General features: G+C 47.5%; 21 protein-coding genes and 1 pseudogene. 20 read left to right on the top strand and 2 right to left on the bottom strand.

From position 1 onward, the window contains the following. The first annotated feature begins 1 nt into the window (after window position 1). The 15 genes and pseudogenes from ADS79_RS18495 (at window position 2) to ADS79_RS18425 (ending at window position 14,000) form a co-directional block, all read left to right on the top strand. Window positions 2-1,150 (top strand): XdhC family protein, encoded by a 1,149-nt coding sequence (locus ADS79_RS18495; RefSeq protein WP_049739868.1) that lies wholly within the window; start codon window positions 2-4, stop codon window positions 1,148-1,150. Between the two features lie 20 nt (window positions 1,151-1,170). Further along, the gene (locus ADS79_RS18490; protein WP_161807308.1) at window positions 1,171-1,776 is read left to right on the top strand and encodes a nucleotidyltransferase family protein; all 606 of its coding nucleotides are present in this window, start codon (window positions 1,171-1,173) and stop codon (window positions 1,774-1,776) included. 54 nt (window positions 1,777-1,830) lie between these two features. After that, a complete protein-coding gene (locus ADS79_RS18485) occupies window positions 1,831-2,715 on the top strand; it encodes a 5-oxoprolinase subunit B family protein (RefSeq protein ID WP_049739866.1) in 885 nt (294 codons plus the stop codon). Then, the gene (locus tag ADS79_RS18480) at window positions 2,708-3,676 is read left to right on the top strand and encodes a 5-oxoprolinase subunit C family protein (RefSeq protein WP_049739865.1); all 969 of its coding nucleotides are present in this window, start codon (window positions 2,708-2,710) and stop codon (window positions 3,674-3,676) included. The genes ADS79_RS18485 and ADS79_RS18480 overlap by 8 nt, the downstream gene beginning before the upstream one ends. Window positions 3,677-3,695: 19 nt before the next feature. Further along, window positions 3,696-3,938, top strand: a complete 243-nt coding sequence (locus ADS79_RS18475) for an acetyl-CoA carboxylase (protein ID WP_049739864.1) — start codon at window positions 3,696-3,698, stop codon at window positions 3,936-3,938. A gap of 49 nt (window positions 3,939-3,987) precedes the next feature. Then, a pseudogene (locus tag ADS79_RS18470) lies at window positions 3,988-5,034 on the top strand (acetyl-CoA carboxylase biotin carboxylase subunit). Between the two features lie 16 nt (window positions 5,035-5,050). Further along, the gene (locus tag ADS79_RS18465) at window positions 5,051-5,809 is read left to right on the top strand and encodes a LamB/YcsF family protein (protein WP_049739863.1); all 759 of its coding nucleotides are present in this window, start codon (window positions 5,051-5,053) and stop codon (window positions 5,807-5,809) included. A gap of 115 nt (window positions 5,810-5,924) precedes the next feature. Further along, window positions 5,925-7,979: a sigma-54-dependent Fis family transcriptional regulator gene (locus ADS79_RS18460; RefSeq protein WP_049739862.1), complete on the top strand. Its 2,055-nt coding sequence runs from the start codon at window positions 5,925-5,927 to the stop codon at window positions 7,977-7,979. A gap of 25 nt (window positions 7,980-8,004) precedes the next feature. Then, window positions 8,005-8,892 (top strand): 5-oxoprolinase subunit B family protein, encoded by an 888-nt coding sequence (locus ADS79_RS18455; RefSeq protein ID WP_049739861.1) that lies wholly within the window; start codon window positions 8,005-8,007, stop codon window positions 8,890-8,892. Beyond that, window positions 8,892-9,866: a 5-oxoprolinase subunit C family protein gene (locus tag ADS79_RS18450; RefSeq protein ID WP_049739860.1), complete on the top strand. Its 975-nt coding sequence runs from the start codon at window positions 8,892-8,894 to the stop codon at window positions 9,864-9,866. The genes ADS79_RS18455 and ADS79_RS18450 overlap by 1 nt, the downstream gene beginning before the upstream one ends. 86 nt (window positions 9,867-9,952) lie before the next feature. Further along, the gene (locus ADS79_RS18445) at window positions 9,953-10,144 is read left to right on the top strand and encodes a hypothetical protein (RefSeq protein WP_049739859.1); all 192 of its coding nucleotides are present in this window, start codon (window positions 9,953-9,955) and stop codon (window positions 10,142-10,144) included. A gap of 35 nt (window positions 10,145-10,179) precedes the next feature. Further along, on the top strand, window positions 10,180-10,941 hold the full coding sequence (locus ADS79_RS18440; RefSeq protein ID WP_141260819.1) for a helix-turn-helix domain-containing protein: 762 nt from the start codon (window positions 10,180-10,182) through the stop codon (window positions 10,939-10,941). Window positions 10,942-11,114: 173 nt separating this feature from the next. Beyond that, window positions 11,115-12,296: an MFS transporter gene (locus ADS79_RS18435; protein ID WP_049739857.1), complete on the top strand. Its 1,182-nt coding sequence runs from the start codon at window positions 11,115-11,117 to the stop codon at window positions 12,294-12,296. A 262-nt stretch (window positions 12,297-12,558) separates the two neighbouring features. Beyond that, window positions 12,559-12,996 carry a hypothetical protein gene (locus ADS79_RS18430; RefSeq protein ID WP_174769578.1) on the top strand — a complete coding sequence of 146 codons (438 nt, stop codon included), beginning with the start codon at window positions 12,559-12,561 and terminating at the stop codon, window positions 12,994-12,996. Between the two features lie 116 nt (window positions 12,997-13,112). Continuing rightward, complete coding sequence (locus ADS79_RS18425) at window positions 13,113-14,000, top strand: alpha/beta hydrolase (RefSeq protein WP_049739856.1); 888 nt, start codon at window positions 13,113-13,115, stop codon at window positions 13,998-14,000. Window positions 14,001-14,267: 267 nt separating this feature from the next. Here ADS79_RS18425 and ADS79_RS18420 read toward each other — a convergent pair whose 3' ends face one another. Then, on the bottom strand, window positions 14,268-15,167 hold the full coding sequence (locus ADS79_RS18420; RefSeq protein WP_049739855.1) for a LysR family transcriptional regulator: 900 nt from the start codon (window positions 15,165-15,167) through the stop codon (window positions 14,268-14,270). A 159-nt stretch (window positions 15,168-15,326) separates the two neighbouring features. Between ADS79_RS18420 and ADS79_RS18415 the strand changes: the two genes are divergently transcribed. From ADS79_RS18415 to ADS79_RS18405, 3 genes are all read left to right on the top strand, one after another. Next, window positions 15,327-16,214: a DMT family transporter gene (locus ADS79_RS18415; RefSeq protein WP_049739854.1), complete on the top strand. Its 888-nt coding sequence runs from the start codon at window positions 15,327-15,329 to the stop codon at window positions 16,212-16,214. 141 nt (window positions 16,215-16,355) lie between these two features. Beyond that, on the top strand, window positions 16,356-16,784 hold the full coding sequence (locus ADS79_RS18410; RefSeq protein ID WP_049739853.1) for a MarR family winged helix-turn-helix transcriptional regulator: 429 nt from the start codon (window positions 16,356-16,358) through the stop codon (window positions 16,782-16,784). 63 nt (window positions 16,785-16,847) lie between these two features. Then, window positions 16,848-18,125, top strand: coding sequence for an MFS transporter (locus ADS79_RS18405; protein ID WP_049739852.1), 1,278 nt, complete (start codon window positions 16,848-16,850; stop codon window positions 18,123-18,125). Window positions 18,126-18,184: 59 nt separating this feature from the next. Here ADS79_RS18405 and ADS79_RS18400 read toward each other — a convergent pair whose 3' ends face one another. Next, the gene (locus ADS79_RS18400; RefSeq protein WP_049739851.1) at window positions 18,185-20,137 is read right to left on the bottom strand and encodes a sigma-54-dependent Fis family transcriptional regulator; all 1,953 of its coding nucleotides are present in this window, start codon (window positions 20,135-20,137) and stop codon (window positions 18,185-18,187) included. A gap of 226 nt (window positions 20,138-20,363) precedes the next feature. Between ADS79_RS18400 and ADS79_RS18395 the strand changes: the two genes are divergently transcribed. Next, the gene (locus ADS79_RS18395) at window positions 20,364-20,999 is read left to right on the top strand and encodes an RraA family protein (protein WP_049739850.1); all 636 of its coding nucleotides are present in this window, start codon (window positions 20,364-20,366) and stop codon (window positions 20,997-20,999) included. Between the two features lie 33 nt (window positions 21,000-21,032). Next, window positions 21,033-22,565, top strand: coding sequence for a glutathione ABC transporter substrate-binding protein (locus ADS79_RS18390; RefSeq protein ID WP_049739849.1), 1,533 nt, complete (start codon window positions 21,033-21,035; stop codon window positions 22,563-22,565). The last annotated feature ends 11 nt before the right edge of the window (window positions 22,566-22,576 follow it).

Raw genomic sequence — 22,576 nt, 5'->3', positions numbered from 1 at the left:
TATGAGGGAAAATGAGGCGGTCCTGCTAGCATTACAGGAGGCACGGAAAGCGGGGAAAAAGGGAGCACTGGCAACAGTTGTAAAGGTAAAAGGATCGGCCTATCGCCGGGAAGGCGCAAAAATGTTTATCGATGAGACAGGTCACTATGTGGGTTTGATCTCCGGCGGGTGTTTGGAATCAGATGTAGCAGAGGTCGCACAGGCAGTCATTTGTGACAACAAAGCCATGCTGAAGCGCTATGAGCTGGACGAGGATCTCGTTTGGGGGCTGGGGTTGGGGTGTCCAGGTACGGTAGACCTCTTCATCGAGCCAATAGCGGCGGACAAGGAATTGCATCCTGCATTCTCCAAATGGACGCAGGACATTCAAAATGGGAAGGCAGCGGTCTTATGTACCGTTATTGGAAGGAATGAGAACACGTGTGACTCAGCGAGTAAACGACTGGTCATTACAGAACAAGGTCAGGTAGCGGGCAGTCTGGAAAATGCGGGGATAAACCGCTATGCAGAAAAATGGGCAAAGGAGCTTTTGCAACAACAAAACCCGCGCTCATCCTGCCAATCTATTCTTCTTGAGGATGGTACGTCCATCAATCTGTTTCTTGATGTCGTTGTTCCACTTCCTTCGATCCTTATTTTTGGAGCCGGAAACGATGCCATACCAGTTGCAAGACTCAGTGCGACACTAGGGTTGCCTACGACGGTCGTTGATCCTCGTCCTGGCTACAATACGTCAGAACGATTTCCGCAAGCGACCAGGCTGCTCATCGATTCAGAGAAATACGCCCAACAGCTTTCGGTCGGAAAGCGATCTTATGTGGTGATCATGAACCACCACATGGAAAGAGATCAGGAAGCATTGAGATTCGCTTTGCCATCTCAGGCAGCTTATGTAGGGTTGTTAGGTCCTCGTTCGCGCCGTGAGCGCATCATGGAGGCGTTGGAAAAAACAGGGTCGAGCTTTACGGTGCGTCAGCTGGCACGACTATGTAATCCGATTGGGCTGGATATCGGTGCGGACAATGCAGAAGAAATCGCTGTGAGTATTCTGGCTGAAATCATTGCGAAACGGACTGGACACGAGGGCGGATTATTGCGCGACAAAGCACAAATTCATCAAACTGACAGTCATTGCAGGCTAGCGCTATGAAAAAAGGAGAGGAGCCTTTTATGCAACAGGGATGTGCAGTCATATTGGCTGCTGGTACGGCATCCAGAATGGGCACGGCGAAGCAGCTCCTTTCTTGGCAAGGCTATCCGATGCTGGAGCATGTCATTCGGCTGGTATTGAAAGCGGATTTTGCCCAGGTGATTACCGTGATCGGGCACGAAGCAGAGCGTATCCAGCATACGATTTCCATTCCCGATCCTCGTTTTCAATGGATGGTCAATCCAGCATACCTGCTCGGGCAAAGCACGTCGTTTAAAGCGGGAATGGAGAGGGCGCTGGACTTGCATACCTCTGTTGTCGTCTTTCTTGGGGATCAGCCCTTTATCAAAAGCGAGACGGTGCAGCGTCTTTGGGAAATGGGGCAGAAGAACATGGGCGAGAGAAGAGAGCCGTTCGTCATACAGCCTACGTATCGTGAAAAACCAGGTCATCCCGTATGGTTCGGAAACGTATACGAGGGTCAATTTGATCAGGTAGAGGGCGATCAAGGGGCAAAAACAGTGCTGGCAAGTATGAAGCGCATATTTTTACCTGTCGATGATCCTGGTATTCACCTTGACATCGATACGCGTGAAGATTTTGAACAAGCAGAGCACATATCATGAGCATCTGATGAGTATGCATTCTTTTGAGACACTCAACTATGGGGGTGAGGGATCATGAGTACGATGAAAACCTTATATGAATACGGAGGCGACGAGTTTATTTTCGTTCAGCTTTCCGAAGAGATGAGTCTGAAGTCCAATTTCACTGGCATGACGATTACGCGAAAGCTGAAGGAGCGACAGATTGAAGGGATTTTGGATATATGTCCATCCAATGCCTCTTACATGATCCGCTTTAATCCTGATATTGTCGATCCAGCCTGGCTGATGGACGAATTAAAAGATATTGAACAAACGACAGATCCGTTTGATGTGACGATTTCCTCCCGACTGGTAGATGTTCCTGTCCTGTTTGAAGACCCGTGGACACATGAGGCTCTGATGCGTTTTCGCGATAGACATCAGGACCCGGAAGCAACGGACCTGCAATATTCTGCCCGGATAAATGGATATGACAGTACGGAGGAGTTTATCGCAGCGATAACAAGTGCACCGTTTCTCGTCTCCATGATTGGATTCGTTCCAGGATTGCCATGGTGCTTCCAGATGGTACAGCGAGAAAAGCAGATCGAGGTTCCGAAATACGTTCGGCCAAGAACCTTTACACCTGAGCGTGCGTTTGGATTTGGTGGTGCTTTCTCTGTCATTTATCCAGTACAAGGCGCAGGTGGATACCAGCTCTACGGAATTGCCCCGGCGCCTATCTATCAAAAAGAGCAAACACTTCCTGATTTTAAAGAGTCCATGGTCTTTCCGCAACAGGGTGATATTTTCCGCTACCGCAGCATCAACCGCGAAGAGTACGATGACATTCGTAAGCAGGTCGAGAACGGCACGTTTTCGTATCAAAAGCAAGAATTCACTTTTACCCCGAAAGAGGTACTTGCCGATCTGGATTCTTTCGCGGAGAACGTCATGAGGAGGCTATACCATGATTAAAGTGCTGAAAGCAGGTCTGCAAACAACTGTGCAGGACAGGGGCAGAATCGGCTTTTATGAAATCGGTATGCCTCCCTCCGGGGCGATGGACCAATACTCATACACAGTAGCCAATCTATTGGTAGGAAATGCACCGCATGCAGCAGCTTTGGAGATTACGTACCTCGGCCCCGAGCTCGAATTCGAAGCAGATACCATAATAAGTCTAACAGGTGGTCACATCCCCCCTAAAATCAATGGGCAAGCCGTACCGATGTGGGAGACGCTGGCAATCAAGGCAGGGGATGTACTTTCCTTTGATTTCGTCAAGTCAGGTGCGCGGGTCTATCTGGCTATCGAAGGCGGAATTGATGTGCCGCTCATCATGAATTCCCGTTCCACCTATACATTGATCGGTATTGGCGGATATCAGGGAAGACCACTCGCAGCAGGAGATGTACTGCAAACGGCAGATATGAAAGAAAAGGATGTACCGGTAGGCAGCAACATTTCAGATGCAGACATTCCTGTCTTCAGTAAATCTCATGAGGTCAGGGTCATTGTCGGTCTTTGCAGCTATCGGTTGACAGAGGAGAGCAAGGAAACGTTCTTTCATACTGAATGGACGGTAACACCAGAAGCCAATCGCATCGGCTATCGTCATCGCGGTGAGCGATTGAAATTCGTCGAACGAGAACAGCCCTTTGGTGCGGGCAGCAATCCGTCCAATGTAACCGACCTTGGTTATCCGATTGGTTCGATTCAGGTACCGGATGGCGTGGAGCCGATTGTACTTTTGCATGATGCCGTCACAGGCGGGGGATACGCGACAATTGCGACCGTTATCAGCACCGATTTGAATCGGATGGGACAAATCAAAACGAATGATAAAGTTCGCTTCGTGTCTGTTGCCCTGGAGGAAGCTCTGAAAGTGAGAAGAGATACACAGGCAAAGCTGTCACGAATCGCAGCAACATTATGAAGAAACAGGAGGAACCAGCATGAGTGATAAAAAAGTGATTCTCTCGCCACTTCCTGGCGTTTTCTACCGCAAGCCGAGTCCAGATCAGCCAGACTATGTGCAGGAAGGGGATACGGTCAAATCTGGTGATATCGTCGGATTGATCGAGGTCATGAAAAATTTCTACGAGGTAAAGGTTGAAGCAGACGGAGTGGTTATGAGCTTTGCAGTTGAAAATGAAAGCATTGTCGATGTTGACCAGGAGCTTGTCATCCTGAAATAGACCACCACATGCCATCTCGAACAACAGCGTGGATAAAATGGAGGACTTCATGCGTTATTTCAAAAAAGTGCTAATAGCCAACAGGGGTGAAATTGCTCGCTGTATAATCCGTACCTGCAAACGCTTGTCTATTTCTACGGTAGCTGTTTACTCGGAAGCAGATGCAGCGGCTTTGTTTGTTAAGGAAGCAGATGAGGCGGTTCTTATTGGACCAGCACCAGTCAAAAAAAGCTATCTTGACCTTGAGGCGATCATTCAGGCTGCGAAACAAACAGGAGCAGATGCCATTCATCCGGGGTATGGTTTTTTGGCGGAGAATGCTAGCTTTGCGGAACGCTGCACGGAAGAAGGGATTACGTTCATTGGACCCTCAGCTTCTATCATACGATTAATGGGAGACAAAATCGCGGCTCGCAAGCAGATGAAGGCGGCGGGGATTTAAATCGTTCCTGGAGTGGATGGAGCTCTTCGTTCACTTGAGGAAGCGCCATCACCGTTTCTTGATCCCAAGGCACGTGAAGCATTGTGTGCTGCAGCGGTCAAAGGTGCCGAAAGCATTGGCTATACGAATGTTGGCACGATGGAATTCATTGTGGATGAGCATGGTCAGTATTACTTTTTGGAAATGAACACACGAATTCAAGTGGAGCATCCAGTCACAGAAGAAATCAGTGGCGTCGATTTGGTCGAGTGGCAGCTTAAAATTGCAGCCAATGTACCTATTGATCGAGACGAAATCCCAGCTACTCCATCCGGTCACGCTATCGAGTGTCGGGTATATGCAGAAGACCCTCGTACCTTTATGCCTTCACCCGGGAAGATCGACACTTTGATTGCGCCGGAAGAGGCACGTTTGGAATTTGCTGTGACGCAAGGAGATCAGGTAACCCCGTTTTATGATCCGATGATTGGCAAGATGATAACGCATGGTGCAAGCAGAGCGGAAGCCATTGAAAAAATGCAACAAGCTTTGCAACATTGCACAGTGAGCGGGATCAAAAACAATTTGCCCTTATTAGCATCGATTATGGATGATTCAGCTTTTCAAGCCGGAAACTACAATACCAAATTTGTAGAGACGCTTCTTAAAGGATGACAGCAGGGGGGATAACATGAAGGTCGATTTGAACTGCGACATGGGGGAGAGCTTTGGCCTGTATCAAATGGGCAATGATGAGGAAATGATCAAATACATTTCCTCCGCAAATATTGCGTGTGGCTACCATGCAGGCGACCCTCATGTGATGCACAAAACCGTTCAGATGGCAAAGGAGTATGATGTCGCAATCGGAGCTCATCCGGGTTTTCCAGATTCGATCGGCTTCGGTAGGCGATACATGTCCTGCACGCCAAATGAAATCCGCGATTACATCATGTATCAGGTTGGTGCCCTGCGTGAGTTCGCTACCTATTATCACATGGAGCTACGGCATTGCAAACCGCATGGTGCCCTGTACATGATGGCCATGGACGATGAAAAGCTGGCCCGAGCCATATTGGAAGCATTGGGACGGGTATCAAATAGAATGATTGTATTTGCCCTGCAAAATTCGGCTATGGAAGAAGTCGGCAGACAAATGGGCATCCCGATTGCGAAAGAAGTATACGCAGACCGAGAGCATACCAAGACCGGTTCGATTGTCCTTACGAGAACAGGACCCACGATTGAAAATTACGAGATGATGGCAGCACGCGTAGTTCGCATGGTAAAAGAGGGGATTGTAGTGACCCCATATGGAGAAGAAGCGAGTGTTCATGCCGAAACGGTTTGCATTCACGGCGACACCCCAGGAGCTCCCATCCTCATCAAGCATATTTATGAAGCACTGCGCGCCACAGGTATAACAGTAGCACCGATTCAGGCAAGCTGATCGCCTTTCGCGTTCAGCTTCTTCTTTTTCGTAATCAATCTCCCATACATATGAAAAGATTGGTATGCTAGAGAGGGTGAGTTTTCTAAAAATTCATGCTTTCGGAGGGGATAGCTTGCTGGTATGGAACGATATCTTGCATCCGGTTTCAATCCATTTACCGATAGAAAGTACATTACAGGAAGCTCTCGATTTCATGCAGGAAAGCAAATTGACCAGATTGCTGATTGGAAATGAACAGCAAGGAATTGTCGGCTATATCGACCGCAGCTCACTTTTGAAGCAAATCCAGGCGACGGGCAACCTCTTGGATCAGGTTGAATACCAAAAGGATATGGTGAAAGTACCCGTTGATAGTCCGATCGCCTTCTTTCACAACATTTCGGTTGTACTAGGTGTGGATCAGAGTGGAAAAATTACGGGCTACACCAGTGCGCGAGATGCGCGGAATCGGCTGGGGCAGTACAAGCTGGAACAGTTGAATCACATCTTTAACAGCTCAGGAATCGGCATCATTACGACTGACTCTCATTTTGAAATCTCTTTTATGAATGAAACGGCGGAGCAAATTCTTGGCCTGCCCAAAAGTGTGCTTCAATACCGCAATTACAAAGCTTTGCTTACGATTGATAAAGATCTGGATGAGGTTCTTTCAGGCAAGCAATTATTGAGTGTGGAGAGCTCGATCAATTTCAAACGGACGAGCGGTAATTTCTCCCCTTTATACGAGCATGGAAAGATTATTGGCATTGTACATATATTTTCTCACCGTGAGCGGCTGGGAGAAGCCATGAACGAATTGGAGTTCGTCCGCAACATAACCGATGATCTGCAGGCGATCTATTCCTCGGAAAACGAGCAGATCGTGGTTGTCAATCATGCGGGGAAAATTGTGCGGATCGCAGGCACCTTCCTGCAAGAGTTTTGGCAGGTGCAGCATCCGGAGCAACTGATCGAAAGTGATGTGTATCAGCTCGAGAAAGCAGGCATTTTTTATCCGAACATCGCCGATTTATGTATGACGCAAAAGAAAAAGCTATCTCTGATTCAGGAATCAAAAAGCGGCAGAATGGTATGGTCTGTGGCAACCCCTGTATTTCATGGTGACCAGCTGGAGAAGATCGTCATCCTGTCAAGAGACATTACGGGTATTCATGTGCTGCGCTCCGATTTAGAGGTGACTCCTGCAACTGATGCGTCTGAACTGGCTACGCGCCAGGCGAATCACAAAAAGCTTGTCTACCGATCGCAAGTGATGGAGAGCCTGGTTGATGAGCTCAAGCATATTGCCAAGGTAGATTCGACTGTGCTGTTGGTCGGGGAATCAGGCGTTGGAAAAGAAGTGTTTGCCCAAGCCATCCACGAATTCAGCATGAGAAAAAACGAGCCTTTTATTCGCGTAAACTGTGGAGCGCTCCCTGAAAGCTTGATCGAAAGCGAATTGTTTGGGTACGAAAAAGGGGCTTTTACGGGAGCGGATCAAAAAGGAAAGCCGGGCATGTTTGAAATGGGACACAAGGGAAGTATTTTTCTCGATGAGGTCACAGAGCTGCCTTATAACATGCAAGTGAAGCTACTTCGCGTCCTGCAAGAAAGAGAGATTATGAGAGTAGGAGGAACCCGTACGATTCCTGTGGACATCAGGATAATTGTGGCGACGAATCAAAACATGAAGGAGCTTGTAAGAAGTCAGAAATTTCGGGAAGATCTCTTTTATCGTCTATACGTCGTTCCGATTGAGATCCCACCTTTACGCAAGCGCATTGCGGACATCATTCCGTTGGCGATCCATTTTCTAAAGGAATTCAACGAGATGTACGCGCTGGAGAAGAGCATTAATCGGGATGCCTTGCATATGCTCGAAGGATATTCGTGGCCGGGGAATGTCCGAGAGCTGCAAAATGTCATCGAAAGACTCGTAGTAAAGACTCGCTCGGATAGCATCGGGACGCAGGATGTCATTCCCAATCTGTTTAAGGAAGAACCGCTCGCCCGGGAAAACAAGACTGTGGTTCTCGATATTATGCCGTTAAAAGATGCCGTGGAGGAAGTGGAAAATCAGTTGATCTCGCTGGCGCTGAAAAAATACGGTACGGCAGCACGCGTAGCGAAAATTTTAGGGGTCAGTCCCGCGACGGTAAGCAGACGCATGCAACGAAGACTTCAATGATTGTGGATAGAGAGGAGCATTTCGGATGTTTACCTTGCCCGAAACCCGTTTTGACTTTGGAGGAGACGAATACATTTACGCGGAAATCTCTCGGGATATGAGTGAAGAAAGTAATTTCAAAGCTTTGGCGGTGACAAATGAATTGCGCAAGCGGGACATTCCTGGCGTGCATGATATTTGCCCGTCCAATTCTTCGTATATTATCCGTTTTGATCCGGAAGTCATTTCTCCAGTTGATTTGCTGGAGTATTTGAAAGAAATCGATATCACCAAAAGTAATCCTTCCGAGCTGAATATGCAGGTGCGAATCGTAGAAATTCCGATCTGGTACGATGATCCGTTTACACAGGAGTACAGTCGTCGCTTTTCGGAGCGAAATATTTCGCATGATGCGATGAGTGACTTCGAGCTGGTCATGAAGCTGAATCATTTTGCATCCAAGGAGGAATTTATCGAGGCCCACTCATCCAGCCCCTATCTGATTACGATGATGGGGTTTATTCCAGGGACGGCATGGGAGTATCCATTAGGGCTGGAACAGCAGCAAATCATCCAAACGCCGAAATACAGCAGTCCACGTACGGATACGCCAAGTCTAGCCGTGGGACTTGGTGGTGCTTTTACTGTGATCTATCCCTTGCACGCTCCTGGCAGCTATCAGCTTATCGGGACGGCGGCAGTACCCGTTTTTGATCAATCAGGGAGACTTCATGACCTGAAAGACACGTTCTTTTTGGCAAGACCCGGCGACATATGGAAGCATCGTCCAGTGAATGAAGCCGAATATAACCAGATTATCGGGCAGGTAAATGCGGGGGAGTATCGTTATCGTATCAAGCATGTTGATTTCTCCACAGAGGAGTATTTTGCAAACAAAAAAGCGTATTTGACACAGCTCATGGAGGGATTTTAATGCTTTACATCCGGGACGGCGGACTGCAAACATTGGTCCAAGATATGGGACGCAAAGATTACTACCACCTGGGCGTTCCTCCTTCGGGTGCTGCTGACAGGTACTCCTACGTTCTGGGAAACATTTTACTGGGAAATCCCGTAGATTATGCGGCTCTCGAAATTACGCTGCTAGGTCCTGAAATCGAGGTGCGCAAAAAAACAGTCATAGCCATTACCGGGGCACCATTGGACGTAAAGTTGAACGGGTCAGTCATACCGATGTGGGAGACGATCTGCGTGCAGGAAGGTGATATTTTAACCCTCCGTTCTATGAAAAGAGGAGTGAAATCGTACTTGTGTGTCTCCGGTGGCATACAAGTTCCGCATGTTCTCGGGTCTCGTTCGACCTACACACTCAGCCAGCTTGGGGGCTTCCATGGCCGTAAGCTGATGGCAGGGGATGAGATCATAATCGGCGAGCCGTTACCAGGAGTATTTCATCATGTCGGTATGAGAATACCTGAGGAGTATATGCCCAAGTTTTCATCGTCTGTCGATATACGCATGGTGATGGGCATCTCCAGCTATCGGTTAAGCGATGAAGGAGTCAAAGCCTTTTTGAATTCGGAGTGGCAGGTGGGAATCGAGTCCAACAATATTGCCTATCGGTATTCGGGTGCCTCGGCATCGTTCAAGCCGATCGATCCGCCCTTTGGCGCTGGTAATAACCTCTCCAATACCGTTGACATTGTTTATCCGATCGGGGCAATCATGGTTCCGAACGAAAAAGAGCTGATCCTGTTGTTACGCGATGCAACGACCGGCGGAGGCTTTGTGACGCTGGGGACGACGATAAGCGCAGATTTGGACCTGGTTGCACAGTCAAGGCCCCAAACTAAAACACGATTTATCGCTGTTACTATGGAGCAAGCGATCGAAGCACGAATGAGCAAGAAAAAGAAGGTACTAGCCCTACAGGGTCTGATGAAGTAAGTGCAGCGGCATTGACCATAACGGCCCCTTGCATGATACAATACCTTACAGTCGCTGGATCGAAATGGCGGGAAAGGGAGACGAAAATGGAACTCCAATTGCAGATTTCGGATATTCATGATTACTACCCGCTCTTTCTGAAATCCATGCAGGGGACGATGCGGGATCAGAAGTGGGAGCAACAGGCCGTCATCCCGTCCCATACTGGGTCTGGCGAGATTACGCGCATGCGTATTCGATCAGGTATGGAAATTGTCATTACAATGTACGTTTGGTAGAGGACCTGAAGCTAACGATCAAGGAAAGCTGCCGATTGCTTGAGTTTAATTACAGCCTGAATGGCGATACGTATTGTGCTTGGAACGGGCGTGAACGGCATATTAGCCGTCAACAAGGAAATGTTGTTTTTCTGGAGGACAGTCAGATTTATGTGGAGAGGAAAGCACTTATCCGAAATCAGTTTTTGGAGATACGGATGAGTCCCGAGCATCTTTTTGGATATACCGATAGTATAGAAGACAGAGGTTCTCTGGAAGCCTTTTTAAAGCGGCATACAGACAGCATTGACGCGTACGAAGTGACTCCGGCTATTGAAAAATGCGTCCATGACATGTACTTTTGCACGTATCAAGGACCGCTCAAGAAGCTATATCTGGAGAGCAAAGCGATGGAAATCATTGCGCTGGTCAATCAGGATCACAGCTTCGTACAGCCCCCTTCCAAAACAAAGGTCATTTGGCGAAAGCAGGACCGGGAAGTGATCGAACAAGCTCGTGAACTCATTCTCACGCATTTGGAAAATCCGTTATCAATTCGCCAGCTGTCACGACAGGTAGGGATGAATGAGTTCAAGCTAAAGCAGGGCTTTCGAGAATTGTACGACATGACGATCTTTGAGCAGGTGAGAAAGGCTCGCTTGGAAAGAGCGCTGTGGCTGATGGAAACGGAACAGGTAAATATCGGACAGGCGGCAGTAGCAGTTGGTTATAGCAATGCCAGTAATTTTACGGCAGCCTTTCGAAAACAGTACGGCTGTAACCCGAGTGAATATGTGAAAAGGCACTTCGGATATTAAAACAACCTTGCTTCGGCTTGGTTGTTTTTTTGTATGACGATTGTCGCTTGCTAATGGGATAGCGTAGACCAGTTTACGAAATTACTCCCGCTGTAGGGATAAAAACTTCTGCTGCAAGTAGAGGGAGTGTTTCCAAGTGGTTGATAATCATTATCAGAGAGGAGAGAATCACGGTGAACAAAAACTTCCTGATGATTTTTATCACAGTACTGGTCGCAATGACTTCCATCGCCACCTTCAATCCGATCCTGGGATTGCTGGCACGCAATTTGGGCTTTACGGAGATTCAAACGGGTAGTCTGGTGACGATTACCGGCTTGTTCTGGATCATCGGCAGCTTTCTATGGGGAAATTGGGCACGAACCAAGCGGAAAAGGGTCATGGTGATTGCAATCACTGGCTACCTTTTGACACTCGCGAGCTTTGCTTATTTATCCGATCAGGCACAGCTTGTTGCGGTAAATCCTATCGTTCTTTACTGGCAGTTGTTTTTTCTACGGGCAGTCGGCGGTTTTTTCTTTGGAGCGATTCCAACGATGGCACAGGGCTATCTCATGGAGTGGACAACCGCTCAAAACCGGGCATCCGGGATGGCGTTGTTCGGGGGAGCGAGCGGTATGGGTTTTGTACTTGGGCCAGCTTTGGGTGCCGCATTGACTTCTGTTGGCTTCACAGCGCCTATGTATGCTTCGGCTGCGTTGCTTGCTGTGGTAGCGATTTGCTTTGCAATGATCATTCCTCCCCAGCAAAAGCAGCGGGAAAAGGCATCGGGTGGAAAGCTGTCGGCTACTGATCCGCGCATCAGTCTATATGTGGCAATCGGTCTGTTGCTATCGACCGTTATGATCATTTTGCAGGTGACGTGCGGGATTTATATGCAGGACCAGCTATCATTAGCCGCGATAGATGCAGCTACGATGATCGGCGTCGGGCTTTCCGTGGCAGGGGTCATCGTGGTAGTCGTACAGCTCATGGTAGGACGCTATCTCAGATGGAAGCCAGCTCGCTTACTTAAACTCGGCTTGACATCTTTGTTTGCCGCCTTTGCGCTATTTTTGTTAGCTCCGTCGCTGTATCTACTCGTGTTCGTTTTATTTGGAATCGGAATCGGATTTACTCTACCCGGTTATATCACAGCGGCATCACTTGCAGTTCAGGCGGAAGAGCAATCAACCGTGGCCACCTATACGGCAGCGGCACAAGGGGTGGGCTCGTTTATCGGTCCCTTGACCGGGACCCTCCTATACTCGCTTCATTTGTCGATTCCGTATGTGGTTTGTGCCGTATTGCTGTTCCTGTTTTGCCTACGTGTATTTACAAAGAGAAGAGTGGAAGCTGTGGTAGCTAACTCGTAAACGAATTGGAAAATCAAAAAGGTATTCAGGAGCGAAACATCCATTCCTGGATACCTCTTTTTATGAAATCTCGATGATCCATTTGATTCCAGTAAGACTTCCACATAAGACTTCAAGGTTCTTGAGGTAACCATCATGACCACCTCAAAATCTGGATGGTTGGATAACGTCTGCACGAACTGCTGTCCCGGTTCAATCAGATTTTGGAGCGATCGAAACGAAGGAAATGATAGGGCGTCAAATATGACGAAGGGGGGATTATATGAGGATGCAGATGAGTGTACTCTCGGCTCTCTTTCTTGCATGTACTTTATTTATTGGTACTGTCAAGGCGAGCTGGGCGTATATGTTTGTTGTCAATAATGGAAGCATATATGTGATCTCAGAGGAGCATGTAGATCCAAAACAAATTGGCTCGAAAATCGGAAAGGTTACTAGCTATTCGGATCAGGAAGGGACTTACTCGGGGAATTTTTCGAATCGATACCCAAAAGGAACGGAATATTTCGAAATTATCGGACTTGAAAGAAAGGATGCAATCGCTGTGAAAGAAAAGGAGGGGGTGTATATTAAGGCAGCTTATGAGGGTGAGTATGCGGGTGATAGGAATGGCTGGTCAGACTTTTACCCATATGTTGTTTTCGGAGCTCTTATTGTGTTCATTACTATGTATTTCCTGAAAAAACGGATGATACGGTAGCATTTACACGGATAGTAAGATTTGGTGAGTCGAACCGACGGATAGAGCTTGAGAACCTCTCAAACATAGTGGGCATAAGCTGAGCATATATGTCGATTTGAGAGGATGTCTTTCACATGTATCCTTATCGCCAAGAATTTTATCCATTTCCCTTCCCTGATTATAGGTATATGCCAATCAGGTATTATTCCTCCCCATATTCAGAAGGATGGCTGCCCTGGACCAAGGGTACCCAAGGAGCGGATGAAGGATACCATTCACCGGAGCAAGAGCAGCTTATCTTCGTGCTTGTACACGGATCTTGGGCTGACGCTCACTTCTGGGACAGTGTTGCAGAGGTGCTGCGCAGTCAAGGTCATGTCGTCTATACACCGGAATACGCAGGTCACGGCAACGATCCAAATAAAGATGTCACGCATGCGATGATTACGAAGTCGGTCGTTGATTTTATAACGAAACGGAACCTGCGTGATTTTATTCTCGTCGGTCACAGCTTCGGCGGATCGGTCATCCAGAAGGTTGCAGAGCAAGTACCGGACCGCATCAGACGCCTAGTCTTCTGGGACGCTTTCGTACTCAAAGACGGCGAATCGGTTGCCGACGAGTTTACCACGGAAATGAAGGAAGGCTTCGAGCAGCTCAGAGCCAGCTCAACGGACGATACGATCATGCTTACGTTTCCGTTGTTTCGGGATGCATTCGTCAATACGGCAACTCATAAGGAAGCCAAACAGATGTATGCAAGTGTCACTCCGGAACCGGCTAAGCCGCTTTTCGAGAAGCTGGATCTGAAATCGTTCTATGCACTGTCTACGCCTAAAAGCTATGTTTACTTCTACCAAGACAATGCATTGCCACAAGGAGAAGGCTTCGGCTGGCATCCGCACATGTCCAGCCGTCTCGGTCAGTTCCGCTTGATCGTTGGCGATGGAGACCACTTTACGGACACACTGACAAGACCGGCGATGTTGGCTCAGAAGATTTACGAGGCGGGTAGGGACTGACAAGTGGAAATAACGAACACATTGGCTCTATAAAAATGTCTTGGAAAGAAAGTGAACTAGGCATTTTTCGTTGACGTTAAAATTCTTTTTCTGTGTGTAAGAGAGAAGAAGGTGAGAAAAAAGTTCACATAATAAAAATTATGTAAACATATTTCGTGAGGGAAGAACAAAAGCCGCGCTCGTCTCGTTTACCCCGAGCAGTTTCTTGATATCGACAAACGAGCAGCCTGTTGTCCCAGATTTTTCATCGAAAAAGCCTTGCTGCTATTAGGAGCGCAAGGCTTCTTGATTGTTCATGACGGTTGAAACAGTTTCAAGCTTCGGCAATTGATCGATAAACGCCTGAAGTGCACTCGTCACATAAGTATCTTTCCGCGTGATGAACTCCGTTTTTATAAGCCGCATCGACTCCGGAATTTGATGCGTAGCGATCATTCCTTCCGCCACATGCTTACTGATTACCTTTTTGGGCAGCAAGGAAATCCCTAGACCAGCGGCTACTCCTCCAATAATGGCCTCCAAGGTCCCTAGCTCCATAATAACAGGCTGATCCAGACCCATCATTTTCATCCACTGCTCCAATACAGCACGGTAAGAGCAGCCCTGAGTAAATACGAGAATCGGCTTTTGGGAAGCATGCTCGATGTCGATCACGGATGCAGTGGAAGCGATGACCAGCTCTTCTTCAAAGGCTGGAAGAGACGAGAGTTCGGGATGATTGCATTCACAGCCGATGAAGGCACCGTCGAGTTCATAGTGAAGCACCTGATCCATTAAAAACTGAGTATGTCCGGTAGCCAAAGAGAGACGGACATTGGGGTATTGCGCATAATACGAGGCAAGCAGCTTGGGTAGCCGTACCGCGGCGGCCGTCTGTGTAGAGCCAATCGCTAGCGGGCCGCTCGGTTCACTGGACGATGAGAGTGCTCTCGTTGCTTCATCAAGCAGACCGACGATTTTGTTTGCGTAGTCAAGAAGCATTTTGCCACTGGAGGATAACGTCATTCCTCGGTTATGGCGATGAAAAAGCACATTGCCGAGCTCTGCCTCCAATTGCTGTATTTTCGCAGTAACATTAGATTGAACATAGCCTAAACGAGCGGCTGCCTTTGTAATCGAACCCTCTCTTGCCACCATTTGAAATACCCGCAAATCGGAACTTTCCACAAAGAACCCCTCCTGATTCGACGTTCCAAATAACTCATGATTGAAAGAAAAGTTTTGCTATCAGAAATGGAGATAGCAAGTATCTTTACTAATCATTATGCATGATGGCAATCCTCCTTTACAATAAAAACATCTCAAGCAAAGTGGAGGAGAGCAGCAATGAACAAATGGAGTTACTACGGGTTAATCCTTCTCACTACTCTTATGATGGGGATTGCGTTTCCAATTGGAAAAATGGGGTTAGCCTATGCGCCGCCATTCTTGCTTGTCGCCGTCCGTTACCTACTCGCTGGCGGGATTCTCGCAGTGATCGTCTCCAAGCGACCAAAGCCTCAAGGCAGCAAACAGTGGCTCCAGGTTGGCACTATCGGACTATTTCAATCAGCAGGCGTTATGGGCTGTGGCTTTTACAGCTTGCATTGGATTACGTCGAGTGAGTCGGCCATCATTACCTTTGTCAATCCGCTGATTGTAATCGTCCTGGGTACCTTTGTGCTTGGCAAAGTATACTGCGCGTATCAATGGTTAGGAGTGGCCATCGGTTTTATCGGTGTCGTCTTTACGTTCGGCTTCCATCTAAATTTGCAGCCTGGCACCTGGCTCGCTTTTGCCGCAGCTGTTAGCTTTGCGGTAGCGACGTTACTGATCAAAAAGTGGGGAAGTGCTTTTGACACAATGGTGCTTGCTGCTTATCAAATGCTTGCCGGTGGGCTGATCATTTTGCTCCTGAGCATGTTTACAGAAGAGCCTGTTTTCATCATCAATCCATCATCACTCTTTATTCTGCTCATGCTCGTAGTTGTTTGTTCTATCTTACAGTTTTCACTCTGGTTTTATTTATTGAAAAAAGGGGATGCGACCAAAACGAGTGCCTTTTTGTTCCTCGTACCATTTTTCGGAGTTCTCAGCAGCTGGTGTCTACTGGGTGAGCAGGTGCAATGGTACGTCATCGCTGGAGGTGCACTGATCTGCGTGGGTATTTTTCTCGTCAATTGGGACAAGAAAAGCACGGCACCGCAAATGGTAAGAAGGGTGCTGACAAGATAAAAGAACAGTTTTTTGCGAAGCAGGGATGTAGACTGAAAAATTGCAGGAGGGGAGGTGGAATCGTTTGAAATAATCTTGTTGACAAGAAAAAAGACGTCTTTTATATTTGTTGTACATACAATAATTCGGAGTTGAGGATTCATGGCTGATGAAAGCTATTTGCATGACTGCCTGTTTTTTACGACGAACCGGTTGAGCCGTGCAATTACGAAGATGGCAGAGGAAGAGTTTGCGATGACAGGGCTGACCCCGATGTATGGATATGTCATTCGTCTCGTCATTGGAAATCCGGGTATTCCTCACAAAGAGGTAGCAGAAAAACTATATATCTCTCCTTCGACACTGACGCGATTTGTTGACAAATTGCAAACCAGACAGCTGGTGGAGCGACAGGTACAGGGCAAGCATGTTTTTCTTTATCCAACTGAAAAAGGGTTGGAGCTTGAAGAGACGATCCGTGCTGCGTCGAAGAATTTGTGCAGACGCTATCAAGCAATCCTCGGGGTAGAACCTACTGATTTAATGGCAGCACAAATGGAATTGATGAGTGAGAAACTAGAGAACGAGTAATTTTTTTATAAATATAGTTGTATGTACACACAACAATAAATAGGAGAGTGGAGGAGTCTTCTCATGCAGTTGAAGGAAAAAGCCCCAGGTATTTATTACGGTTGGATTGTGGTCTTTCTTACTTTTCTCACCTTGCTAGTTTCTGCTGGTATCAGATCCATGCCAAGTATCCTCATGCTGCCGTTCTCGACTGAATTTGGCTGGAGTCGAGGGAGTATTTCTGGTGTCATTTCTGTCGGAATATTCTTATATGGCTTGACAGGACCTTTTGCAGCAGCGTTATTGCAAAAATTCGGAATACGCAGAGTGGTTGTCATATCCCTTGCCGTATTGGCAGGAAGCTTGGCTGTTACGCCATTAATGACCTCTCTTTGGCAGTTTGAAATTTTGTGGGGCTTGGTATCCGGGCTTGCTACAGGGATGATGGCCAATGTGCTGGGGGTCACGGTCAGTAATCAATGGTTTGTGCATCGCCGTGGCTTAGTGGTCGGTCTGCTTACAGCGAGTGCCGCTACAGGTCAGCTGCTGTTTTTGCCCCTGCTCGCGAAAATTACGGTGGAGTTTGGTTGGCGCTATGCAATTTTTACCTCTGTGGCTGCATTGGTGATCGTGATGATCGTTGTTGCAATCTGGTTTCGTAATCATCCGCACGAAGTAGGTCTCGCACCTTATGGAACAGATAAAGTTGCCCCGCCGGTACCGTTTACCGGGAATATTTTTCTAACACCGATTAAAGCGTTGCTGTCTGCATTGAAAAACAAAACGTTTTGGCTACTGGCTGGTACCTTCTTTTTCTGTGGTTTTTCTACAAATGGACTGATTGGTACCCATCTTATACCAGCCTGTGGTGATTTTGGAATTCCAGAGGTGACGGCAGCCGGTCTTTTAGCCTTGATGGGGTTGTTTGATTTGGTTGGTACGACTTTGTCGGGCTGGCTCTCAGATCGTTACGACAATCGCAAGCTGCTCTTCATTTACTATGGACTGCGTGGTCTGTCTCTGATGTTTCTACCGTATGCACTTGATGCAGGTCCAACGATGCTGCTCATCTTCTCGATCTTCTATGGTCTCGATTGGATTGCTACCGTTCCACCGACTGTGAAGCTGGCTGCGCAAGAATTCGGGAAAGAGAACTCGGGCATGATTTTCGGTTGGATCGTGGTCGCTCACCAGGTGGGGGCTTCGGCAGCAGCTTATGGTGCAGGGGTCATGCGTGACTGGCTGGGAAGCTACTCGACACCATTTATCATTGCTGGTCTTGTCTGCTTGCTCGCAGCACTGATGTCCATGCGAATCGCCAAAGCAAGCACGAATTTGACAGTAGCAGGAGTGTCTAAATAAACAACAAAAACAGCCATGCCCAAGTGAAATGGGGTGGCTGTTTTTGCGTCGTAAAGAGATCATAGCGTGATATCCAAATCCTTTAGCTTGCGATAAAAGGTCGTTCTGCCCATTCCCAGCTTGGATGCCAGCAGTGATTTATCTCCACGAAACGATTCCAAATACTTTTGCATAATCACTTTTTCCGCTTCTAGCATGCTCTCCCGGTAGCTTTCCTTGATTCCCATCTCAATTTTATCCTCCATGTGCATCCATTCCTCAGAGCGATCCTCCATGCACTCCAGAACAATCTGCTTGATGAACTCGGCACCAAGAAGCTGTTGTTCATCAGCCGGGTCGATTAAAATAGCAAATCGCTCCAGGATGTTATACAGCTCACGAATATTGCCAGGATAATGGTATTTCTTTAATTCGCTGTACAGGGTCAAAGCGTACGGCTCGAGCTGGCGGAACAAGTCCTTGCTCTGATTTTTTAGAAAAAGCTTGGTAAGAAGCGGTATATCCTCCAAGCGATTGCGCAGGGGAGGGACGTTCACCTTGAGCACATTCAGACGATAATACAGATCTGCGCGAAAGGTGTTGTTTTTCACCAGATGAATTAAATCCTCATTCGCCGCTGCCAGCACACGAATGTTAATCGGGATCACCTTGTTGCCGCCGAGACACACGACCTCCTTTTCTTGCAAGACCCGAAGCAGGCGTGCTTGGAAATGAAGCGAAATCGAATTGATTTCATCCAGAAAGACAGTGCCGTTGTGCGCAACCTCAAACAACCCTTTTTTCCCATGCTTGGAGGCGCCCGTAAAAGCTCCATCCTCGTAGCCAAACAGCTGACTTTCCAACAGTGTCTCAGGCAGGGCGGCACAATTGATTGCAACAAATGGATGTGACTTTCGCTTGCTATGATTGTGAATGCTTTGGGCTATTAATTCCTTTCCTGTTCCGGTTTCCCCGATAATCAGTACTGTCGAGTCTGTCAGAGCAAATTTCTTGGCACGCTCAATCGTCCGTTTCATATCTGCATTCTCACAAATGATGTCCTCAAACGTGGTTTTCGCGAGTTGTCCTTTGGCTTCATTCTCCAATCGATATTTTTGTTCAATTTTTTGGATGTTAGTAATGTCTTGAAAGGTAAATACGTTACCGATCTTCCTGCCCTTTTGATACAAGATGGTTTTATTCGTATTCAGGCGCGAATGCTCGAACGAAATGATTTTATCTTGAAAGTCGTCCTGATCAGCAAGCTGGCGAGAGGCTTCATCGGATACGGCTTGAGACAATTCCTTTCCAAACAGACTTTCTGCGGGCAACTCCAGGAGCTTGCGGGCAGCCTCGTTGACGATTGTGATTTTGTCTTGTCCATTTGTGGCGATGATCCCGTCACGGACGGAATGAATAATGGCTTTAAACTCTTGATTCTTTGTTTCTTCTTCTCTTTTATAATGGATGATTTCGATCGCACGCTCGATCGATTCGAGAATACTTTTTTCGGAATAAATGAGGGTTCCATGCAGCCCGTTTTGTTTGGCAAAGGTAACGGCAAATCCGGTTCCGATCACTGCGCCTTTCGTTTTGGAAAACTTCTCAATTTTTACCTGTAGCTCTTCCGGGGTGCGGTAGGTGATGTACTCGAGCTTGATATTCAGCAAATCCTGCAGGGCAGAGTAGTCGTAGCGAAGATCTGCCAGGTCAAACATCGCGATGGCGATACGGTTGGAGTAGGGCATCGACTTTTTCACAGCTGAGAGAATGTCGGATGGAGTCAAATGCAAATGAATCACAGGAATATCGGTCTTGCTTTCCAGCAGGCCTTTGGTGAAGCGGCCCGTAATGATAATGTCCGTCTCGGTTTTCTCCACGCGAGGCAAAAGAGTATGGAGCAAATCGTCAGCATCCTCGGGATGTGATTCAAAAACTTGAATGTTCACATTCATCTTGCTTGCGAGCTTGGTTGTGATTCGTGTCGCTAGCTGGATGAAATCTCCTTGCCCCAGTATCGAAATATTCGTCATCAAGGCTGCTCTCTCCTGACTAGGGAATTTGACATACACAAGTAAACCACTCTACTTACTATACATTCTTGATAAGCTATGTAGTTCCTCTTTTGGTACGTTTGTTCCGTTTTCGGGATAGCTTGTCCAAACATAACGAGTAGAAATGCTGCCAAATGAACATTCTGAGTATTGGCATAGTTCATGCAATAATACCTGGTTCAAATACGAAAGGGGAGTGCTGATCTTGTTTACGATTAAACCAAGGGTTGCGGGTGTTACCGAAGAGCTGCGCGATCTATATGAAACAGTGAGTCCATCCACGATTGGTCATCTTACGGATTTTGGTTTTCTGACAGGATTGCAGCCTTTGTTTCGACCTATTCACTTTGTTGGCAATGCCGTGACGGTACGTATTCCGCACATTGATGCTACAGCGATTCGCCACGCGCTTGAATTGGTAGAGCCAGGCGATGTGATTGTGGTTGACATGTCTGGTGACGAGCAGCGTGCTTGCTGGGGAGAGTTCATGACGTATGCTGCTATGACAAAAAAGGTAGTTGGGGCGATCGTTTCCGGATGCGTGACAGATGTTCGACCGATTATGGAGGTGGGCTTTCCAGTCTTCTCCCGGGGAATTAGTCCGCTGACTACAAGAGCACTCAACCTGGAAGGAGAAGTCAATACGACCGTCAGTATTTGCGGTGTCGGCATTAATCCGGGAGATTTGGTAGTCGCCGATGATGACGGTGTTTTCGTGGTTAATCCAGCCCAAGCCAAAGATTTCGCCATAAAAGCATTGGAAAAACAGCAAAAGGAAAAGCAAATGCGAGAAGAACGTGGCTACGATCAGTTGTACTTATCTCGGGTCAAGCAATCGTAAACAGCAGGCATGTAGAAAAGGGGGTTTTATTCTGTGCGAAGGAATCGACTAGCATCATTATTGCTTTCATTGACATTGTTACTTGCGGCTTGCGGCTCAAATGAGTCGGCCTCTTCAGGCGAAATAGAAGCAAAAGACTTGGTGGTAGCCCTAACGGGAGATCCCGTGAGCCTAGACCCGCATAACGCTACGGACACGATCTCGAGCTTGATCAATTACCAGGTCCTGGATACGCTCGTTGCTTTTAATGAAAAGATGGAGATCGTACCACGTTTGGCAGAAAGCTGGACCGTTTCAGAAGACGGGAAAACATGGACCTTCAAGCTTAGACAAGGCGTTACGTTTCACGACGGCACTCCATTTAATGCAGAAGCGGTAAAAATCAGCTTTGAACGAGTTGCGAACAAGGAGAAGAAGCTCAGCCGCCGCGCTCTTGTTGGGCAATTTATTGATCATATTACCACAAATAACGATACAGAGGTGGTATTCCATCTCAATACACCACAGGGACCTTTTTTAAACAACCTGGCTGTCACGGCGAGTGGAATCCTCAGCCCCAAATCGATTCAGGAAAACGAGCAAGGGATCGCCAAAAACCCAGTAGGGACTGGTCCTTTTATCTTCAAGCAATGGACTCCTGGAGATGCGTTGGTATTGGAAGCGAATCCACAATATTGGGGCGGCAAGCCAGGTGTGAAATCCGTTACCTTTAAACCAGTCCCGGAAAATGCTGCGCGCGTCATCATGCTGGAAACAGGAGAAGCAGATGTAATCGAAAAAGTACCAGCTTCGGAGATAGATCAGCTGAAGAGCAAGGTTGACCTGACAGTTATCTCCAGAGCGACGAACAGGGTCTTGTATGTCGGAATCAATACGACAAAAGCGCCGCTCGACCAAATCAAGGTTCGCCAAGCACTTAACTATGCGATTGATCGAGAGACGTTGGTAAACAAGCTGTATGAAGGACGAGTGAAGATGGCAACGGCAGCTGTAGCTGCGCAAACGTTTGGCTATAGCGATGTAGGCGCGTATCCGTATGACATGGAAAAAGCCAAGCAGCTACTAAAAGAAGCAGGTGTAAAAGAGGGGACTAGGCTGAGGCTGATCCTCGCTGCGAACGTCATTCAAGATAGACCGGCAGCCGAGTTTGTCCAGAACAATTTACAAAAGGCTGGACTGGATGTTGAATTGAAAATTCTTGAACTGGGCGCTTATTTGGAAGCATTGAAGGATCCGAACAGCTATGATCTGTTTGTTCGTGGGGCTTCTGCCAATACGGGTGACGCTGATTCTGTCCTGAGTGACGGTTTGTTATCGACGAATGCAACCAATTACTCCCATTATGCAAATCCGGAAGCAGACAAGCTGATCAAAGCAGGTGCGGCCCAGATCAAGCCGGAGGATCGTCAAAAATCGTATGGCGAGGCATTGAAGCTGATCAAGGAGGAGGCTCCGTGGATTTCCCTGCACGAAGACGTAGGCTATGTTGGTGTACGGAAAAACGTCGAGGGAGTCGAGCTTCAACCGACATATATTTGGGATCTGCGCAAGGTAATCAAAAAATGACAGGAGTGACC

The sequence above is a fragment of the Brevibacillus reuszeri genome, from assembly GCF_001187725.1.
Taxonomy (GTDB): domain Bacteria; phylum Bacillota; class Bacilli; order Brevibacillales; family Brevibacillaceae; genus Brevibacillus; species Brevibacillus reuszeri.
Note: the sequence above shows the minus strand (reverse complement) of the source record. Positions and strands in the feature narration are given on the sequence as shown.

Bases quoted from the DNA above. Each gene is read 5' to 3' on its own strand.
- ADS79_RS18405 (WP_049739852.1), top strand. From the start codon at position 16,848: ATGCAGTTGAAGGAAAAAGCCCCAGGTATTTATTACGGTTGGATTGTG.
- ADS79_RS18465 (WP_049739863.1), top strand. From the start codon at position 5,051: ATGAAGGTCGATTTGAACTGCGACATGGGGGAGAGCTTTGGCCTGTAT.
- ADS79_RS18490 (WP_161807308.1), top strand. From the start codon at position 1,171: ATGCAACAGGGATGTGCAGTCATATTGGCTGCTGGTACGGCATCCAGA.
- ADS79_RS18425 (WP_049739856.1), top strand. From the start codon at position 13,113: ATGTATCCTTATCGCCAAGAATTTTATCCATTTCCCTTCCCTGATTAT.
- ADS79_RS18445 (WP_049739859.1), top strand. From the start codon at position 9,953: ATGGAACTCCAATTGCAGATTTCGGATATTCATGATTACTACCCGCTC.
- ADS79_RS18485 (WP_049739866.1), top strand. From the start codon at position 1,831: ATGAGTACGATGAAAACCTTATATGAATACGGAGGCGACGAGTTTATT.
- ADS79_RS18415 (WP_049739854.1), top strand. From the start codon at position 15,327: ATGAACAAATGGAGTTACTACGGGTTAATCCTTCTCACTACTCTTATG.
- ADS79_RS18480 (WP_049739865.1), top strand. From the start codon at position 2,708: ATGATTAAAGTGCTGAAAGCAGGTCTGCAAACAACTGTGCAGGACAGG.
- ADS79_RS18400 (WP_049739851.1), bottom strand. From the start codon at position 20,137: ATGACGAATATTTCGATACTGGGGCAAGGAGATTTCATCCAGCTAGCG.
- ADS79_RS18455 (WP_049739861.1), top strand. From the start codon at position 8,005: ATGTTTACCTTGCCCGAAACCCGTTTTGACTTTGGAGGAGACGAATAC.
- ADS79_RS18430 (WP_174769578.1), top strand. From the start codon at position 12,559: ATGAGGATGCAGATGAGTGTACTCTCGGCTCTCTTTCTTGCATGTACT.
- ADS79_RS18475 (WP_049739864.1), top strand. From the start codon at position 3,696: ATGAGTGATAAAAAAGTGATTCTCTCGCCACTTCCTGGCGTTTTCTAC.
- ADS79_RS18410 (WP_049739853.1), top strand. From the start codon at position 16,356: ATGGCTGATGAAAGCTATTTGCATGACTGCCTGTTTTTTACGACGAAC.
- ADS79_RS18495 (WP_049739868.1), top strand. From the start codon at position 2: ATGAGGGAAAATGAGGCGGTCCTGCTAGCATTACAGGAGGCACGGAAA.
- ADS79_RS18450 (WP_049739860.1), top strand. From the start codon at position 8,892: ATGCTTTACATCCGGGACGGCGGACTGCAAACATTGGTCCAAGATATG.